Below are 16,800 nucleotides of genomic sequence, written 5' to 3' on the forward strand. Positions count from 1 at the left end.
GTCCGGCAAATGGTCTCACGGCCTGGCAACGGGCCAGGCGATCCGCCAATGTTTCCAACTGTTGCTATGTTTGTTTGAGCCCGACGCCCTTGGCGCGCTTGAGCAGGCGTTTCGCCATGGATGCCGTGATCATGAGATGGGACGCGAACCCGCCCTTGATTGCTGCCACAAGCGGTTCGAACTTGCTGTCCTCCTGAACCACCAGCATCCTCTTGGGAATTTTCCGGATGGAATCGAGATCCGCAGAAATACAGCGCCGGTTATGGGCGCAGTCCAGCCACTGCCCGTCCACGTCAATCAGTTGCCCGGCAATCACACCCGCAGCGCCGGCCTGCCCGAGTGCATGCATTTCCGCCGCGGTGATCGCGCCGCATTTCACCAGATGGCTGTCATCTTCGATGCCGCCCACGGAATAAAGCGCCAATTGACAGTCCGTGATTGCCAACAACTGCTCCCGGACAACCGGCTCCCGGCGCAGCTCCTCAGCAAGACGTTCAGAGCTGAGCACGAGCGGTGCGTAAAGGTTGATGCCTTCCGCGTTCAACCGGCGGGCAATTTCAGTCGTGCATTGATCCGGGCGATAGGAATACGGCGCCCCGAGATTGCCGCAGAGCTGCACGACCGCCACCCCCTGCAGGTCTGCGTAAGGCATGACGTCGGCGATATGATAGACAGTCCGCCCCCAGGCCACGCCGACACGATCACCTTTGTTGATCAACTCAATGAACGCAGCCGCTGCAACGACGGGCATTTCAACCGATGGATTGAAAGCCTGCCGGTCTTCAGGAATGATCCAAACGGTTTCAAGGCCAAGGGCATCCTCGGTTTCGCGCGCAAGAACGTCATCGGAAAACAATTCCGTCGATGTGGAGATGGTGACAATGCCGATTTCGCGCGCACGGCGCAGATACATCGCCACGGACGCACGGGAAATATCGAGATGCTTGGCCACTTCGTCTTGCCGCAAACCATGGGTATAATAGAGCCAGGCGGCCTTATGGATTATCTGATCGGCGGACCGGACAGGCATTGAAGTTCCTCACAAAATATCGCTGATTAGACAATATTCATGTGATCTGACAAAAGTCAAATAGCGGATCATCTGCTGTCTGCGTTGCGAGCGTTTCTCTCCGCAGTTTTATGGGAAAGTCGCGTTGCCACCCTCGCCCCCCGGGGTGGCAAATCAATGCGTGAGCGCCTCAGGCGAGCTTTGGTATGGCGTTGAGGAGCGCGCGCGTATAGGCCTCCTGCGGCGCGTCGAATATCTCCTCGGCCGTCCCCACTTCGATGATCTTGCCGCGATACATCACGGCAACCCGGTCGCAGAGATGACGCACGACGGAAAGGTCATGACTGATGAACAGCAGCGTCAGGCCCAATTCCTTGCGCAGTTGCAAAAGAAGGTTGAGAATCTGCGCCTGAATAGAAACGTCGAGCGATGCCACCGGTTCGTCGCAGACAATGACGTCTGGGCGCATGGCCAGCGCGCGGGCGATGGCGATACGCTGGCGCTGACCGCCTGAGAACTGATGCGGATAGCGATCCGCAAATGCCGGATCGAGCGAGACAGCCTTCAGCCATTCCGTCACATACGAACGGGCTTCGGCCTTGCTGGTCAGACCATGCGCTATCGGTCCTTCCGCGATGGACTGTCCAATGGTGCGGCGCGGGTCAAGTGACGCAAAGGGATCCTGAAAGATCATCTGGACATTGGTGGTCAGCTTTCTCGGCTGCGGGCCGGCGGACATCACCGGGCTGTTGTTCAGCGTTACCCTGCCTTCCGTCGGCTGATAGATGCCGCAGACAATACGTCCGAGCGTTGATTTGCCCGAACCGGATTCCCCGACCAATCCAAGCGCCTCTCCCTTTGCGATGGTCAGATCAACGTTTTCAACGGCAAGCACTGGCTTCTTTGATTTGAGCAGACCGGCCCGTTCACCCAGCCGCGCCCAGAAACCACGTTTCTGTTCAAATACTTTGACGAGCCCATCCATCGCCACGAAGGACGGATCGGCCATCGTCGCGGCAACGGGATGCGCAGCGCTTTCGCTGTCATTGTCATTGGCGCCAGCACCCAACCGCCGACCGGGCTTTGACCGCGATGGCAATGCATCAAGCAGAGATTGCGTATAGGGATGGCTTGGCGTGCGCAGGACCTCGGAGGCAAGGCCCGTTTCCACGATCTTGCCCGCTTTCATCACGGCGATGCGCTTCGAGATGGAAGCCACGGTTGCCAGGTCATGACTGATCCAAATCATGGAAATGCCAAGCTCGGCAACCAGCGACTTTACTTCAACGAGAATTTCCGCCTGGACCGACACGTCAAGCGCCGTGGTTGGTTCGTCGGCAATGACAATTTTGGGCCGGTGCAGCAATGCAATGGCTATGGCAACGCGTTGGCGCATGCCGCCGGAGAACTGGTGGGGATAAAAATCCACCTTCTGTTCAGGATCGACAATGCGAACCTTTCGCAGCGCCTCGACAGCACGAAGGCGCGCATCGGCGTCTGAAATCCGTTCATGCGCCTGCAGCGCCAGGGTCATCTGATCCAATACGGTCAGGACCGGATTGAGTGTCATCATCGGGTCCTGGAAGACCATGGCAATGTCCCTGCCACGGATCTTGCGCAATTCCGGCTCGCTGAGGCCAACAAGCTCGCGACCGTCAAGTTTGATCGAACCGCTGACAATGCGGCCTGGCTTGTCGATGAGACCTATCAGCGAAAAGCCGGTAATGGACTTGCCCGAGCCCGACTCGCCCACCAGTCCCAGAATCTCGCCCTTTTCCAGATGGAGCGAGATGCCGTCGACTGATTTCACGATTCCCGTCCGCGCCTCGAAATAGGTGCAAAGATCAGTCACTTCGAGAAGGGGAGCGGTCATCGTTTCAACCTCGGATTGAGCTGACTCCGCACCTGATCACCGACAAGATTGATCGCCATGATAAGCATGATGAGAGCCACGCCCGGATAGATGGAAATCCAATATCGGCCGGAGAGAAGATACTGGAAGCCGCCGGAAATCAGCATGCCAAGCGATGGTTCGGTGGGCGGCAGACCGACCCCGAGAAATGACAGGGTTGCTTCCAGCGAAATGGCGCTCGCCACCTGAACGGTCGCCACGACGATAAGCGGCGGCAGCGCATTGGGCAGGATATGCCGTGTCACCACAAACCAGCCGCTCATGGGTACGGACAGAGCCGCCTCGACATAGTCCTTGTTCCGTTCAACGGCTGCCGCGCCATGGGCAGTACGCACGAAATAGGCGTATTGCGAAAAGACCAGTGCGACGATCAGCTGCCCCTTGCCCTGGCCGAGGAGCGCCGCCACCACGAAAGCGAGCAGGATCGCCGGGAACGAAAGCTGCAGATCCACCAGCCGCATCACGAGCGCTTCAAAACGGCCGCCCACGTAGGCGGCGGTACAGCCGACCAGCGCGCCGATCGAAAAGGCTATCGCGCCCGCGAGGAGGCCCATCTCCAGCGAAATGCGCAGGCCGTAGAGGATGGCGGAAAAGAGATCGCGGCCTTGGCTGTCGGTTCCCAGAATGTGGGTATATCCGCCGGTGCCGATATATCCCGGTGCCCTGCGTGCATCGCGCATCACAAGGCTTGAAAGATCGTAGGGGTCCTGCGGCGCAATCAGCGGCGCGAAAACAGCCAGCACAATGACAACGAGCAGTATGACGGCAGCGATGACAGCGACGGGATGACGGACAAAGTCTGCCCAGAAATCGGATGAGCTACGGGCTTTTTCAACGGATAGGGTCATTTGCCACCCCCATGGCGCATGCGCGGATCGAGGACGGCATAGGCCAGATCTACAACCAGGTTGATCGTAATGAACATGAGCGAAACCAGCATGAGATAGGCCACCATCACCGGCCGGTCCAGCGACGTGATACTGTCAATGATCAGCTTTCCGAGACCCGGCCACGAATAGATCGTCTCGGTCACGACGGCGAAGGCAATGGTCGAGCCCAGTTCCAGTCCGAATACGGTAACGAGCGGAATGGAAATCAACCGCAGCACGTGCCGGCGCAGGATCGTCCACTCATGGATACCTGCCGCCCGGGCAAACTTGATCGTATCGGTCAGCATCACTTCCCGCGTGCCAGAGGCCGCCAGCCGTATCATCATCGACATCTTGAACAGGGACAGGTTGACGGCCGGCAGGATGAGGTGGCGCATGCCATCGAACGTCAGAAAACTGAGGGGAACGCCGAAAACAGAAACCGTCTCGCCGCGGCCGCCTGCCGGCAGGATGCCCAGTTGCACGGCAAAGACCATGATGAGCATGAGCCCGATCCAGAAGGTGGGAACCGAGAAGCCGAGAATGGACAGGGCCATGATCACCTTCGCGGTCCAGCTTTCCGGTTTGTACCCCGCATATATTCCAAGTGGTATGCCGATGAGGCTTGCCAGAAGAACAGCGATAACCGCGAGCTCCATTGTCGCGGGGAAGCGCGAGGCAATCAGCTGGGAAACCGGCATGTTGTAGACGAATGAACGGCCCAGATCGCCGTGCAGAAGGTTGCTTGCGAAGTGCAGATACTGCTGCCAGATGGGCAGATCGAGGCCATACTGCGCAATGACGCGATTGCGGATATCCTGGGTTGCATCCGGAGAAATCAGCACGTCGACCGGGTTTCCGATGACAAACACACCCAGAAAAACCAGCAATGACATGACGAGCATGACCAGTGCCGCCTGCCATAATCGCCTGACAATGAACGCAACCATTCGCTCAACCTTCCCCTGCACATTCGTGCTTGTATGAATTGGCTGTCACCGGCGGGCTTTCCTGCATCCGCCGGTGACAACAATCAATGCCAGCCGTTTTCCAGCTCTTCCCGTGTTTCCCCGACGGCAACATCCCAAATCGCCAGCATGTCCGCATCGGGCCGTTCGAACAGTCCGTGGTAGTTGCCCTCGCCCTGAGAAAGCCGTGCCCGCTTGCCGCCGGCGCCGACGCGGGCTAACGCGCCAAAATCAACGCGTTCCTGTGCATGGTCTGGCTGGGCGACACCCGGAAGGCGCGTCCAGGGAAAATTTTCCATCCAGGAGGCATGCGACGCGCGATTGTCGATTTCGAGAACCGTGCCCATGGTCTTGGGTGCACGCCACCAATCGTGCATTTTCACACTGGCATCGCGATTGCGATTGAGCCATTCGGAAACAACCGTCGCCGCCGGCGTGTTGCCCCCATGGCCGTTGACAATGAGGATACGGCGGAAACCGCCATGATAGAGGCTATCAAGGACGTCCTCGATCACACCGACATAGGTGCGCAGGCTCAGCGATACGGTTCCCGGAAAATCGGCAAAACTTGAAGCAAGCCCATAGGGCAAGACCGGGAAAACCGGAACGCCAAGCGGCTCTGCTGCATCGACCGATACTTTTTCCGCCAGGATCATGTCGGTCGCGAGACTCAGCCGCGCGTGTTGCTCCACGCTGCCAATGGGCAGGATGCACCGGTCATCCCTGCGGATGCGTTCCTCAACCTGACTCCAGTTCATCGCACTTATGCGCATGCCACTTACCTCTGCTGATTTCGTCCCCAAGCATAAACACAAGGATCATGTGCATACAAGTTCCAAATGGTACAAAAATTACGTTTGACATACAGCAATAGCAAGATATTTTGTCCCTAATGGAACTTAATGGCGAGGAGCGCGCATGCAGAACCTGATTGATATCGCGCTGCTGGAGGGCCGTGCCGGACGAACGACAGCGCCGAATGAGAGTATTGCGGAAAGCGATATTCTTTACGCAAAGCTGTGGTCGAACCCCTGCTGGCTTTCCTTCCGCATCAACTATCTGGCACTGCACTACAACAACCCCGTATACGGCACGATCAATGCGGATCATGACCTGCTTCGCCCCGAATTCGTCGTGCTCTATTCGCTGTTTCTGCGGGACCGCACCACGCTTTCGGAAGTGGTGGCCGGTTCCGGTTTTCCAAAGAACACGTTGAGCCGCGCAACCAAGAAGCTCGATCGCCTCAAGCTGGTCCGGCGCGAGGAGGATCTGGGAGATCTTCGCCGCGTCGTCCTGTGCCTGACGCAGGAGGGCCGGGCGATTGTCGAAGCCAAGATGGCGCCCATGATCGACCGGGAACGCATGATGCTGGAGGCACTCAGCCCCGCCGAACGCATGATGCTGTCTGACATCCTCGCCAAAATGGTCATCGCATCGCGCGGCTGGCCCGACACAATTTCTTCCGACGCAACCGCATTCGAAGAATAAAAAAGCAACCTCTGGAATAGGGAACAACAATGCAAAGAAGACTGAGAGCCCTCTTATTGGGAACCGCACTCCTGCTGGGCACGGGCCATGCCATCGCCGCAGACCTTGTCATGGCGATCAAGGCCGGGCCGGCCTCGATGGATCCACATTTCACCGCCACCGCAGCCAACGCGGAAGCAACCAAACATATTTTCGACACGCTCATCCGCTCGGGCAACAATCTCGAGCTGGAGCCGTCGCTTGCGCTCAGCTGGACAGCCATCGACCAGACGACCTGGGAATTCAAACTGCGTCAGGGCGTCAAGTTTCACGATGGATCAGATTTCACGGCGGAAGATGTGAAATTCTCCATCGAACGCATTCCTCATGTCACCGGCCCCAACCCCGCGACAATCTTCGTGCGCCGGGTCAAATCGGTTGAGGTGGTCGATCCATTCACCGTGCGTGTCAAGACAGAAGGCCCCGCGCCCACTCTGCCGAATGATTTTGTGCGTCTGTTCATCACCTCGCACACGGCAGCCGCCAATTACTCAACGCAGGAAACAGCGGCCGAAGGTTTCAATTCGGGCAAGGCAACCATCGGTACCGGCCCTTACAAGTTCGTTTCCTGGGCTCCGACACAGGATCTGGTTCTCCAGCGCTTCGACGGCTATTGGGGCGGAGCACAGCCCTGGGATCGCGTCATCCGCAAGGAAATCCCCAACGATGCAGCGCGCGTTGCACAGTTGAAGGCAGGACAGGTCGATGTGATTTCGAAAGTGCCCGCCGCGGATGTGCCGGTGCTTGAGCGGGATGCATCGCTTGCCGTGGTCAAGAACGAGAGCATCTATATCAGCTATCTCGAATTCGATTTCCGCGAGAAAAGCCCGCAGGTCTTTGACAAGAGCGGCGCGAAGCTCGACAAGAATCCCCTGCTCGACCCGCGTGTGCGCGAAGCCATCGATCTCGCACTCGACCGCCAAACCATCGTCGAATTCGCCCTGGAGGGCATGGCTGTCGTGCCAACCCAGTTGGTCACATCGAATATCTTCGGCTATGACAAATCACTCCAGGCACCGGCCTTCGATCTGAAGCGCGCCAAGGAATTGCTGAAGGATGCGGGTTATCCCAACGGCTTCAAGATCACGCTCAGCTATGCCAATGATCGCATGCCAAACGAGCTTGGGCCGACAGTCGCGCAGATGCTAGCTGCAATCGGCATCACAGCCGATGTTAATGGCGTGCCTGCGACTGTATTCAATCCGGCAAAGACCCGGGGCGAGTATTCACTCTATATGGCCAGTTGGGGCACGTTGACAGGCGAAGCAAATTACATGCTCTCGTCGCTGATGCACGCCCACGACACCGCAAAATCGCTGGGCGCATTCAATGTCCGCGGTTATGCCAATCCGCAGATGGACAAGCTGATTGAAGACGCCGGAGCCGAGATGGATACGGACAAGCGCCGCGTCCTTCTGGAAAAGGCCAACAATCTCGTCGCAACGGACCGCCCTGACCTGCCTCTCGCAACCCAGCTCAGCGCCTGGGCCGTGAAGAAGGCCAAGGTCGTCCTGACACCCCGGGCGGACGAAGACACGCTGGCGATGAATATCCGTCCGGCGCAGCAATAAGCATCGACGTGAAAGGGCCGGATACTGATCCGGCCCTTTTGTTGTTTCACACGCAGGAAAGACAGATATGACGAACATAGCTCTGGCCATTCACGGCGGTTGCGGCGTGATGGCCAAACTTGATCTGAGCGAGGCTGAGTGGGCCGGCGCCCGCGCCGATCTGGCATCGGCACTGAAAGCCGGTTGGGCAATTCTGAGTTCCGGCGGCTCCTCGCTCGATGCGGTGGAAGCTGCGGTGGTGGTGATGGAGGACAGCCCTCATTTCAATGCAGGGTATGGCGCCGCGCTTAACGAACACGGTATCCATGAACTGGATGCATCCATCATGGACGGCTCCAGCCTGGCTGCCGGTGCGGTCTGCGCCAGCAAGGCTATCCGCAATCCCATCAAGGCTGCGCGCGCGGTCATGGAAAAGGGAGATGCGGTTCTCCTGAATGGACCGGCGGCCGATCGCTTCGCTGAAGTGGCTGGACTGGCCACGGAACCCCAAGCCTATTTCACGACCGAACGCCGCCTCATCGCTCTTGCCGCCATGAAAGCCCATGAGGCCCGGGGCACGTCCGCGCTGGCGAAGGAGGCTGAGAAACACGGCACGGTCGGCGCGGTTGCGCTTGATGCCGCCGGTCATCTCGCAGCTGCGACCTCAACGGGCGGCTACAACAACAAGCCTGATGGCCGTATCGGCGATTCTCCGATCATTGGCGCAGGAACCTATGCGCGGGATGGCATCTGTGCCGTATCCGGTACCGGCAAGGGTGAAGTATTCATCCGCCATGTCGTCGGTCACGAGATCGCAAGCCGGATGGCCTATCTCGGCGAAGACCTCAAGACAGCTTCGGACAAGGTCATCCACGAAGACCTCAAACGGCACAATGCAGGTGCCGGGCTGGTTGCCATAGGTGCCGACGGCTCCATCGTCGCACCGTATAATACCGATGGCATGTTCCGCGGCTGGGTTACCAGCAACGGTGATGTCTTTGTCGGCACGCACGACAAAGTTCTCCAGCTCCCAGGTCTTCCACGCTAAGACCTGGGCGGCATGGTTGACGGCACCTTATGGTTAAAATCGGGATTCAGTCTTTCTTGGTAATTTCCTGTTAGCAATTGCAGCAGTGAAACCGATTGGCCTCGTTCGCGCCATCGACAATTATTTCGAGTACGGGTGCCTATGCGTGTTTCGTGTGTGCTGACAATCATGTTTTCGTGCCTCGTGCTGACGAACTGCCAATCCAGTTCAGGCGTGGACGATGTGCTGGCGCAACGGCCTTCGCAGGAAATGACCAGTTCGGTGGTCCGGCCAAGCCGTTCGGTGACACGTGTCGCCATGGCAACCGTCCCCCCCTCGCCGGTACCCCAGCAGGAAATTCTGGCATGGGCCGGACCCGTCCCGGAATCGGCAGCGATACTGCCTCCGGCACCATCCCCTGTTATGGCCGCTCCAACGGAAAGGCCGGTCCCCCAGCCTGCCCCCGCGGATCCGATGGTCAAGGCTGCACCGCAGGCCCGAATGCAGATCTACAGCCGCCGTTTCCGCGATGCCAAACCCATTAATTTTGGGCCGGCATCGCCGAAGAAACTCGCCGTGCACGGGGTTGACGTTTCGCGCTGGCAGGGTGACGTGGATTGGGCGAACCTGCGTATGCAAGGCGCCAATTTCGCCTATATCAAAGCTACCGACGGCGGCGATCATATCGACCCGATGTTCAAGACCAACTGGCGCAAGGCCAAGGAAGCCGGTCTGAAGCGGGGCGCCTATCACTTCTTCTACTGGTGCCGCACGGCGGGCGAGCAGGCTGACTGGTTTATCCGCAATGTTCCCCGGGAACCCGGTGCGCTTCCACCTGCGATAGATGTGGAATGGAATGGCGAATCGAGCTGCAAGCGGCGCCCTTCCCGCGCGCAGGTGCTGGAAAAGATGCAGGTCTTCATGGACAAGCTGGAGAAACATTATGGCCAGCGGCCGATCATCTACACCGCCCCGGATTTCTATCGGGACAATCTGAGGGGCGAGCTTGCCGATTATCCCTTCTGGTTGCGCGCGGTCGCCGCTCATCCCTCCAAGGTTTATCCCGGCCGGCGCTGGCTGTTCTGGCAATACTCCGGTTCGGGCCTTTCCCATGGCGTCAGCGGCCGAATTGACCTCAACGTGTTCCACGGCAGTGAGGAGGAATGGCACAACTGGGTGACGGCCCGGGCCGGTTAAGCCCACGCAAGCGCGACGCCAATTACATGCAATTTGCGTCCAGGGTTTAACCTAATTCTGACGAATGGCCGCTATTCAAGGTGTTCCATTCTGAAGGGGGAAAACAATGGCGTGGAGACTTATGCTGGCAAGTGCCGTACTTGCCATGACACGGACGGTACCGAACGTTTTCACTGGACCGCGCAGCTCTGGTCTCGTATCGGACAACGCCCTCGAAATGCAGTTGAACCCCGCTCCCATCAATCCCGATTGGATATTGGACAGTAACCCGCAGGCGCGCGCACGCGAACAATCCGCGAGCTCCGACAGAGCAGCCTACACCGCGATATGGGATTGCACGGCCGGAACCTTCCGCTGGTATTTCGGTTGGGACGAAACCGTTTATATTCTCGAAGGTGAAGTACACGTCACGGACGCCGAAGGGCTCACCCGTACCTTGCGTGCGGGAGACATAGCCTACTTTACCGGAGGAACCTGGGCGACCTGGAAAATAGACCGCTATCTGAAGAAGGTCGCGTTCATGCGCCGTACCCTGCCGGCACCGGCATCATTCATCTATCGCGCCAGTGATGCCGCCCGCAGGCGCTGGGGCCGCACCAAAGGCGGCGCGCTGCAATGAGGCAGCCCCTTCCAGCCAAGATTTCCCGATCTATCGCAGCTTGAGATTCTCCCGGGTCAGTTGATCGACGGAGGTGCAGCCCATGAGCTTCATTCCCCGCTCTAACTCGATCTTGAGCTGATCCAGCGCGCGGTCGACGCCAGCCTGACCGGCCGCGGCAAGGGGATAAAGATAATAACGTCCGATCCCGACCGCCTTGGCGCCCATGGACAAGGCCTTGAGCACGTGCGTCCCGCGCTGGATTCCGCCGTCCATGATCACATCGATTTTGTCGCCCACGGCATCAACGATCTCAGCCAGTTGGTCGAATGCGGCGCGCGATCCATCGAGCTGTCTGCCGCCATGATTGGAGATAATGATACCCGTGCAGCCGATATCGACTGCACGCCTGGCATCCGCCACCGACATGATGCCCTTCAGGCAGAACTGCCCTGACCAGTGCTGCACCATCTCGGCCACATCATCCCAGGTCATCGAGGGATCCAGCATCTCCGTGAAATACCGGCTGATCGACATGGCGCCGCTGCCCATGTCCACGTGTTCTTCCAGTTGCGGCAGGCTGAAGCGTTCATGCGTGAGATAATTCAGTGCCCATTGCGGCTTGATGGCAAATTGCAGCATGCCGGCAAGATTGAGCCTGAACGGAATGGAAAAGCCGGTGCGCAAATCACGCTCGCGGTTACCCCCGGTAATACTGTCGACGGTCAGCATCATCACCTCGACGCCAGCGTCCTTGGCCCTCTGCATCATCGCCCGGTTCAGGCCGCGGTCCTTGTGAAAGTAGAATTGATAGACCTGCGGGCCGCTATAGGACTTGCGCAGTTTCTCAAGGCTGACTGTACCAAGCGATGAAACACCGAACATCGTTCCATGCCTTGCCGCTGCGGCTGCAACCGCATGCTCTCCCTGATGGTGAAACAGCCGCTGCAAGGCTGTCGGGGAGCAGTAGAAGGGCACGGCAAGCTTTTGTCCCATGACGACAACGGATGTATCGACACTCTTTACCCCGCGCAGCACATTGGGAATGAGATCGCAATGGTCGAAACTTTCCGTATTCCGGCGATAGGTGACTTCATCATCCGCTGCCCCGTCGATATAGTCGAAAATTGGCCCCGGCAGCCGCCGTTTGGCCAAAGTCCTGAAATCGTGGAAATTGTGGCAATCGCTCAGACGCATCATTCAACCCTTGTTTGATTCACGCCTGAGAATAGGCGGGAATTGCTGCGGATGCACTAAGTGTGGCGACAAGACATCATTTTCCAACAGGTATAAGGCCGAGCTTTCATTCCCTTGAAGAGAACTTGACGATAACTTTGCCGACACGGCGATCGATGTAGAGCCTCGGCCATATTGCCCCCATGCGTCATTTGTGGCGGCAATATCACTCAGCGTAAAATCTTATGTCTGCCCGGTCGCACTCAACGCCACCGCGAAGACGCCCGAAAAAGCTCGAACCCGAATAATATTCTTCATCTGAATGATCTCTTCTGCTGTCTTCGTCCTTCTGCCAGCAATAGTCGGACTTGCAATCTGTCGAAAAATGGGCTGCCTACACTGAAAATGGAATAAGGAGCGATCCCTTGCAGCGCACTTTTCTCCGGTTGGTCGGTTCCTGCTTGCGGTCGGCGCTTCTTTCCACGGAGACAAGGGGAAATTACTTCCGGTTCACGATTTTTCAAAAGATTTATCTGTCAGTTATATTATCAATAAAGTTCTTGATCTTGGCGTTATATGATATCGTCACACCTGTGATGGGCAGAGGACGGGGGTTCAAAGCAAAAGCAAGTTAGAGTTGCGGGCTTTTCTTTTATGGAAGCTTAGGCTATTCCGCCGTCCATGACTGAAAGGTCAATTGCAGCTACCGCGCACAATCAGCCGATAGACAGTGCTCGCTGAAGAGGCAGCACGGTGTTTTCTGCGGGCATAAGCCCGGCGATGCTCGACCTACGACGAGAGAGTTTGGAAATGGACCATGGTGTTGACGGTGCCGGACGCGACAGGGGCGCGGCGGAAAATTCAAGTAACCAGCCTGTAGCAAGGACTGGCTTCGGAAGTATTGATGCGATTGTAAAAAACGCCTCCGACTCCGGGACGATTGCACGCCCGCAGATTTTGACGGGTGCTGACTTTGCGCAGGAAGGGCGCCCGGGTGAACGGCTCGACCGCTTCTTCGAGGAGCTTGCACAAACCTATGATGCGTCACCTGCAGTTATCTCCGAAGGACGCGTCTGGACCTATCGCGAGCTGAACAGGCGCGCCAATCAGTTCGCCCGTCTCCTGGCGGATCGGGGCGTGCAGCCCGGCGACCGGGTCGGACTCCTGCTCGACCGTTCCGCCGAGACCTACGTTGCATTGCTGGCCGTGATGAAGGCCGGTGCGGCGTTTGTTCCGCTCGCCACCGCCTTTCCCGAAGAGCGGATGAAGCTCATCATCGAAGATGCCAATGTCGGACTGATCATCACCATTGCGGCCTATTCTTCCCGGGTCGAGCCGTTGCCTGTTCCCCATGTGCTGATCGACGGGGCTGCAACCGAAATCACCGCAAAGCCCGACAAGCCGTTGCCGTTGAATCCTGCAGCCTCCGTGGCCGAGGACATCTGCTATATCCTCTATACCTCGGGCACTACAGGCCGGCCCAAGGGCGTGGCCATCACGCATCAGAGCATCTGCAATTTCGTCCGGGTCGCCGCCGCATCCTACGGCTATCGGCCGGGCGACCGCGTCTATCAGGGTATGACCATCGCCTTCGACTTCTCTGCGGAAGAGATCTGGGTGCCTTTCGCCGCCGGTGCAACGGTGGTGCCCGCGCCGGGACCGCTGACACTGGTTGGCGAGGAACTCGCGGATTTTCTCCGGGCGAATGATGTGACATGCATGGCCTGCAGCCCGACCCTGCTTTCCTCCATCGAGAGCGATGTGCCAAGTCTGCGGGCGCTGCTGGTGGGCGGCGAGGCATGCTCGCACAACCTTGTGGTGCGCTGGTCGAAACCCGGACGGCAAATCCTCAACACCTATGGCCCCACCGAAGCCACCGTTACCGCCACGATGGGCCTGCTCACACCCGACAGGCCCGTGACCATCGGCGCGCCGCTGCCCACTTACTCCATTGTCGTGATCGATCCTTCCGTCTCGGCACTGACCGAGCCCGGTGAGCTTGGCGAAATCGGCATTGCCGGCATCGGTCTTGCGGTGGGCTATCTCAACCGGCCGGACCTGACGGAACAGAAATTCATTCCCGATTTTCTCGACCTGCCGAACAATCCTTCAAAGCGCATCTACCGGACGGGTGATCTTGGCCGGATCAATGACGATGGCGAGATTGAGTATCACGGGCGCATCGACACCCAGGTCAAAATCCGCGGCTACCGCATCGAACTCGGAGAAATCGAAACCGTGCTGCTGGAGCAGCCCGCAATCGCACAGGCCGCCGTCACGACCTGGGAAATTGAACCCGGCCGTGTCGAACTCGTTGCCTATTATGCTCCCAAGAGCGGCATGCCGCCGATCTCCCGCGCCGACATTGCCGGAGAGCTCAAACGGCGCCTGCCCGATTACATGGTGCCATCCTATCTGGAAGAGCTGGCCGCCATCCCGATGACCGTCTCGAACAAGGTGGACTCGCGCCAGCTTCCCAAGCCGACAAGCGTGCGTTTGTCGGCCGAACGAACCATCACCCCGCCCAGCAATGATGACGAACGCTTTTTGGCCGGCGTGCTGGCCGAAGTGCTGAAGTTCGACGAGGTATCCGTTGAGGACAACTTCTTCGACGATCTCGGCGCCAACTCTCTACTGATGGCCCGTTTCTGCGCGCGCGTTCGCACCCGGAAAGAATGGGCGACGACATCCATGCGGGATATCTATCTCTATCCCACCGTTGCCCGCCTTGCGCAGCATCTGCGCATACCCGAGGAAATGGCGACCGCCGCCAACGAGCGCGTTCTTACGCACCGGGCGTCGAACATTGCCTATTGGACCTGCGGAGCGGCGCAGCTGCTTTTCTACGGTCTCTATAGCTACTTTGGACTGTGGGCACTGGACCGCGGACTCAACTGGACCTACGACAAGCTCGACGAGCCGCTGCAACTCTATCTGCGTTGTGTCCTGCTTTCGGGTGGCATCTTCTTTGGAATGTCAGGCGTTGCCATTGTTGCAAAATGGGTGCTTGTGGGGCGCTGGAAACCGGAAGTCTTCCCCATCTGGGGCTGGCGCTATTATCGTTTCTGGGTTCTGCAGACGTTGATCCGCACAGCCCCCGTTGTGCTGTTCCGCGGCAGCCCGCTCTATAATCTTTATCTGCGGCTCCTTGGAGCCAAGCTCGGACGAAACGCAGTCATTGAGTGCCGCACCGTTCCAGTGTGCACAGACCTCATATCCATCGGTGACAATGCGATACTGCGCAAGGAATCGATGATCCTTGGCTATCGAGCCCAAGCCGGCTATATCCAAACGGGATCGCTGACCATCGGTCATGATGCATTTGTCGGCGTGGGCTGCACGCTCGACATCGACACCAAGATGGGCGACCGCTCCCAGCTCGGCCATTCTTCCTCGCTTCAGCGCGGGCAGAGCATCCCCGACGGTATCCGCTGGCACGGATCGCCGGCAGTGCCGACGACCGCTGACTATTGCAAGGTTCGTAACGTCAATCCGTCCAATATCCGGCGCTTCCTCTTTGAAGCCGTTCAACTGGTGGGCTTGTTTACCCTCGTCACCCCCATCCCGCTGTTGTTCCACAGCTATTGGCAGAATGTCAGCGACGACTACCAGGAAACCATCGGCATTGTGGCGATCGGCACCACCGTCACGCTATTCGGATATATTGTCGTGGCTTTTTTGGCAGCAACAATCGTGCCTCGCTTGCTCAGTCTGATTTTGAAATCCGGCCGCACCTACACGCTTTACGGGTTCCGGTACTGGTTGCAGACTGTGGTCGAATTCACCAGTAATTCGCGCGTTCTCAATCTCATGTTCGGCGACAGCTCGGCAATCGTCCATTACATGCGCGCCATCGGCTGGAACCTCAACAAGGTGGTGCAGACCGGTTCCAATTTTGGCAGCAACCAGCAGCACGAAAACCCGCTCCTCTGCGAAATCGGCAGCCAAACCATGGTGTCGGATGGGCTTTTCATGATCAACATGCACAAGTCCGCCTCCTCCTTCCGGCTTGAGCACACGAAGATTGGCGAACGCAACTATTTGGGCAACAACATCTACTATCCGCCGGACGGACAGACGGGTGACAACTGCCTGCTGGGCACGAAAGTGATGATCCCCATTGACGGACCTGTCCGTGAGAATGTCGGCCTTCTCGGCTCGCCGTCCTTTGAAATCCCTCGCATGGTCAACCGCGACAAGGAACTTATTGCCGGAATCAGCGAAGAGGATAGGCGCCATCGCCTCAAGTTCAAGAACCGTTACAATGCGATGACAGCGCTGCTGTTTCTGGCGGCGCAATGGGTCATGCTGTTTGTCACATTGGTGATCTGGGACCGCGCGCTCAACTACTATACCGAATGGGCGCAGACCGCGCTCTTCGTCGCCGTGCTCCTGACGTCGGTCATCACCATTCCTTTCTATATTCTGGTGGAGCGGGCAAGCCTCGGGTTCGGCAAGCTGAAGCCGCAGATGACGACGATCTATGACGTTACTTTCTGGCATCACGAACGCCACTGGAAGCTGGCGGATTCGCCCATCATCCGCCTGTTCGCCGGTACGCCATTCCGGCCGATGATCCTGCGCCTGCTGGGCGTCAAGATGGGCCGCAGGGTCTATGACGGCGGCAGCAATCTGACCGAACGTTCGCTGGTGGAAATCGGCGATGACGCCACTCTCAATGAAGGTAGCGTCATTCAGGCCCATTCGCTCGAAGAAGGTGCATTCAAGTCCGATTTTATCCGCATCGGCCGCGGCTGCACGCTCGGACCTGCTGCCTTTATCCATTACGGTGTCGTGATGGGCAACGGCTCGGTCGTGGATGCGGATTCATTCGTGATGAAAGGCGAAGTGCTGGAGCCCAACTCCATATGGCGGGGTAACCCGGCCAAGCTTCACCGCTTTGTCACGCCTGTTCTGAACGGTGGTATGAAGACAACCGCTTGACCCTCGCCTTCGCGATGTGGATT

12 protein-coding genes are annotated in these 16,800 nt (G+C 58.1%); 6 read left to right on the forward strand and 6 right to left on the reverse strand.

What is annotated here, in order from left to right:
* Positions 1-64 precede the first annotated feature (64 nt).
* The 5 genes from ACIQWS_RS18975 to ACIQWS_RS18995 all read right to left on the reverse strand — a co-directional run bounded on the left by ACIQWS_RS18975 (position 65) and on the right by ACIQWS_RS18995 (position 5,531).
* Positions 65-1,030, reverse strand: a complete 966-nt coding sequence (locus ACIQWS_RS18975; protein ID WP_403182914.1) for a sugar-binding transcriptional regulator — start codon at positions 1,028-1,030, stop codon at positions 65-67.
* A gap of 169 nt (positions 1,031-1,199) precedes the next feature.
* Positions 1,200-2,882 (reverse strand): dipeptide ABC transporter ATP-binding protein, encoded by a 1,683-nt coding sequence (locus tag ACIQWS_RS18980; RefSeq protein WP_403182917.1) that lies wholly within the window; start codon positions 2,880-2,882, stop codon positions 1,200-1,202.
* Positions 2,879-3,769: an ABC transporter permease gene (locus tag ACIQWS_RS18985; protein WP_403182921.1), complete on the reverse strand. Its 891-nt coding sequence runs from the start codon at positions 3,767-3,769 to the stop codon at positions 2,879-2,881. The genes ACIQWS_RS18980 and ACIQWS_RS18985 overlap by 4 nt, the downstream gene beginning before the upstream one ends.
* Positions 3,766-4,740, reverse strand: coding sequence for an ABC transporter permease (locus ACIQWS_RS18990; RefSeq protein ID WP_403182924.1), 975 nt, complete (start codon positions 4,738-4,740; stop codon positions 3,766-3,768). The genes ACIQWS_RS18985 and ACIQWS_RS18990 overlap by 4 nt, the downstream gene beginning before the upstream one ends.
* 83 nt (positions 4,741-4,823) lie before the next feature.
* Positions 4,824-5,531: a creatininase family protein gene (locus ACIQWS_RS18995; RefSeq protein ID WP_403182927.1), complete on the reverse strand. Its 708-nt coding sequence runs from the start codon at positions 5,529-5,531 to the stop codon at positions 4,824-4,826.
* A 145-nt stretch (positions 5,532-5,676) separates the two neighbouring features.
* On the opposite strand from ACIQWS_RS18995, the gene ACIQWS_RS19000 reads away from it, so the two are divergent.
* From ACIQWS_RS19000 to ACIQWS_RS19020, 5 genes are all read left to right on the forward strand, one after another.
* A complete protein-coding gene (locus ACIQWS_RS19000; RefSeq protein WP_223614271.1) occupies positions 5,677-6,246 on the forward strand; it encodes a MarR family winged helix-turn-helix transcriptional regulator in 570 nt (189 codons plus the stop codon).
* Positions 6,247-6,275: 29 nt separating this feature from the next.
* The gene (locus ACIQWS_RS19005; protein WP_403182931.1) at positions 6,276-7,856 is read left to right on the forward strand and encodes an ABC transporter substrate-binding protein; all 1,581 of its coding nucleotides are present in this window, start codon (positions 6,276-6,278) and stop codon (positions 7,854-7,856) included.
* Between the two features lie 67 nt (positions 7,857-7,923).
* The gene (locus ACIQWS_RS19010) at positions 7,924-8,883 is read left to right on the forward strand and encodes an isoaspartyl peptidase/L-asparaginase family protein (protein WP_403182933.1); all 960 of its coding nucleotides are present in this window, start codon (positions 7,924-7,926) and stop codon (positions 8,881-8,883) included.
* 141 nt (positions 8,884-9,024) lie between these two features.
* Entirely contained in the window at positions 9,025-10,059 is a 1,035-nt protein-coding gene (locus ACIQWS_RS19015) for a GH25 family lysozyme (protein WP_403182938.1), read from the forward strand.
* 106 nt (positions 10,060-10,165) lie between these two features.
* On the forward strand, positions 10,166-10,678 hold the full coding sequence (locus ACIQWS_RS19020; protein WP_403182943.1) for a cupin domain-containing protein: 513 nt from the start codon (positions 10,166-10,168) through the stop codon (positions 10,676-10,678).
* A 30-nt stretch (positions 10,679-10,708) separates the two neighbouring features.
* Here ACIQWS_RS19020 and ACIQWS_RS19025 read toward each other — a convergent pair whose 3' ends face one another.
* Complete coding sequence (locus tag ACIQWS_RS19025; protein ID WP_403183646.1) at positions 10,709-11,854, reverse strand: alpha-hydroxy acid oxidase; 1,146 nt, start codon at positions 11,852-11,854, stop codon at positions 10,709-10,711.
* A 789-nt stretch (positions 11,855-12,643) separates the two neighbouring features.
* Between ACIQWS_RS19025 and ACIQWS_RS19030 the strand changes: the two genes are divergently transcribed.
* Entirely contained in the window at positions 12,644-16,777 is a 4,134-nt protein-coding gene (locus tag ACIQWS_RS19030; protein ID WP_403182948.1) for a Pls/PosA family non-ribosomal peptide synthetase, read from the forward strand.
* Positions 16,778-16,800: the final 23 nt, after the last annotated feature.

The sequence above is a fragment of the Phyllobacterium sp. NPDC097923 genome, assembly GCF_044760925.1.
In the GTDB taxonomy this organism is placed as follows: Bacteria; Pseudomonadota; Alphaproteobacteria; order Rhizobiales; family Rhizobiaceae; genus Phyllobacterium; species Phyllobacterium calauticae.

Coding starts and splice junctions, on each gene's coding strand:
- ACIQWS_RS18995 (WP_403182927.1), bottom strand. CDS start 5,531: ATGCGCATAAGTGCGATGAACTGGAGTCAGGTTGAGGAACGCATCCGC.
- ACIQWS_RS19020 (WP_403182943.1), top strand. CDS start 10,166: ATGGCGTGGAGACTTATGCTGGCAAGTGCCGTACTTGCCATGACACGG.
- ACIQWS_RS19015 (WP_403182938.1), top strand. CDS start 9,025: ATGCGTGTTTCGTGTGTGCTGACAATCATGTTTTCGTGCCTCGTGCTG.
- ACIQWS_RS18975 (WP_403182914.1), bottom strand. CDS start 1,030: ATGCCTGTCCGGTCCGCCGATCAGATAATCCATAAGGCCGCCTGGCTC.
- ACIQWS_RS19005 (WP_403182931.1), top strand. CDS start 6,276: ATGCAAAGAAGACTGAGAGCCCTCTTATTGGGAACCGCACTCCTGCTG.
- ACIQWS_RS19030 (WP_403182948.1), top strand. CDS start 12,644: ATGGACCATGGTGTTGACGGTGCCGGACGCGACAGGGGCGCGGCGGAA.
- ACIQWS_RS18980 (WP_403182917.1), bottom strand. CDS start 2,882: ATGACCGCTCCCCTTCTCGAAGTGACTGATCTTTGCACCTATTTCGAG.
- ACIQWS_RS19025 (WP_403183646.1), bottom strand. CDS start 11,854: ATGCGTCTGAGCGATTGCCACAATTTCCACGATTTCAGGACTTTGGCC.
- ACIQWS_RS19010 (WP_403182933.1), top strand. CDS start 7,924: ATGACGAACATAGCTCTGGCCATTCACGGCGGTTGCGGCGTGATGGCC.
- ACIQWS_RS18985 (WP_403182921.1), bottom strand. CDS start 3,769: ATGACCCTATCCGTTGAAAAAGCCCGTAGCTCATCCGATTTCTGGGCA.
- ACIQWS_RS19000 (WP_223614271.1), top strand. CDS start 5,677: ATGCAGAACCTGATTGATATCGCGCTGCTGGAGGGCCGTGCCGGACGA.
- ACIQWS_RS18990 (WP_403182924.1), bottom strand. CDS start 4,740: ATGGTTGCGTTCATTGTCAGGCGATTATGGCAGGCGGCACTGGTCATG.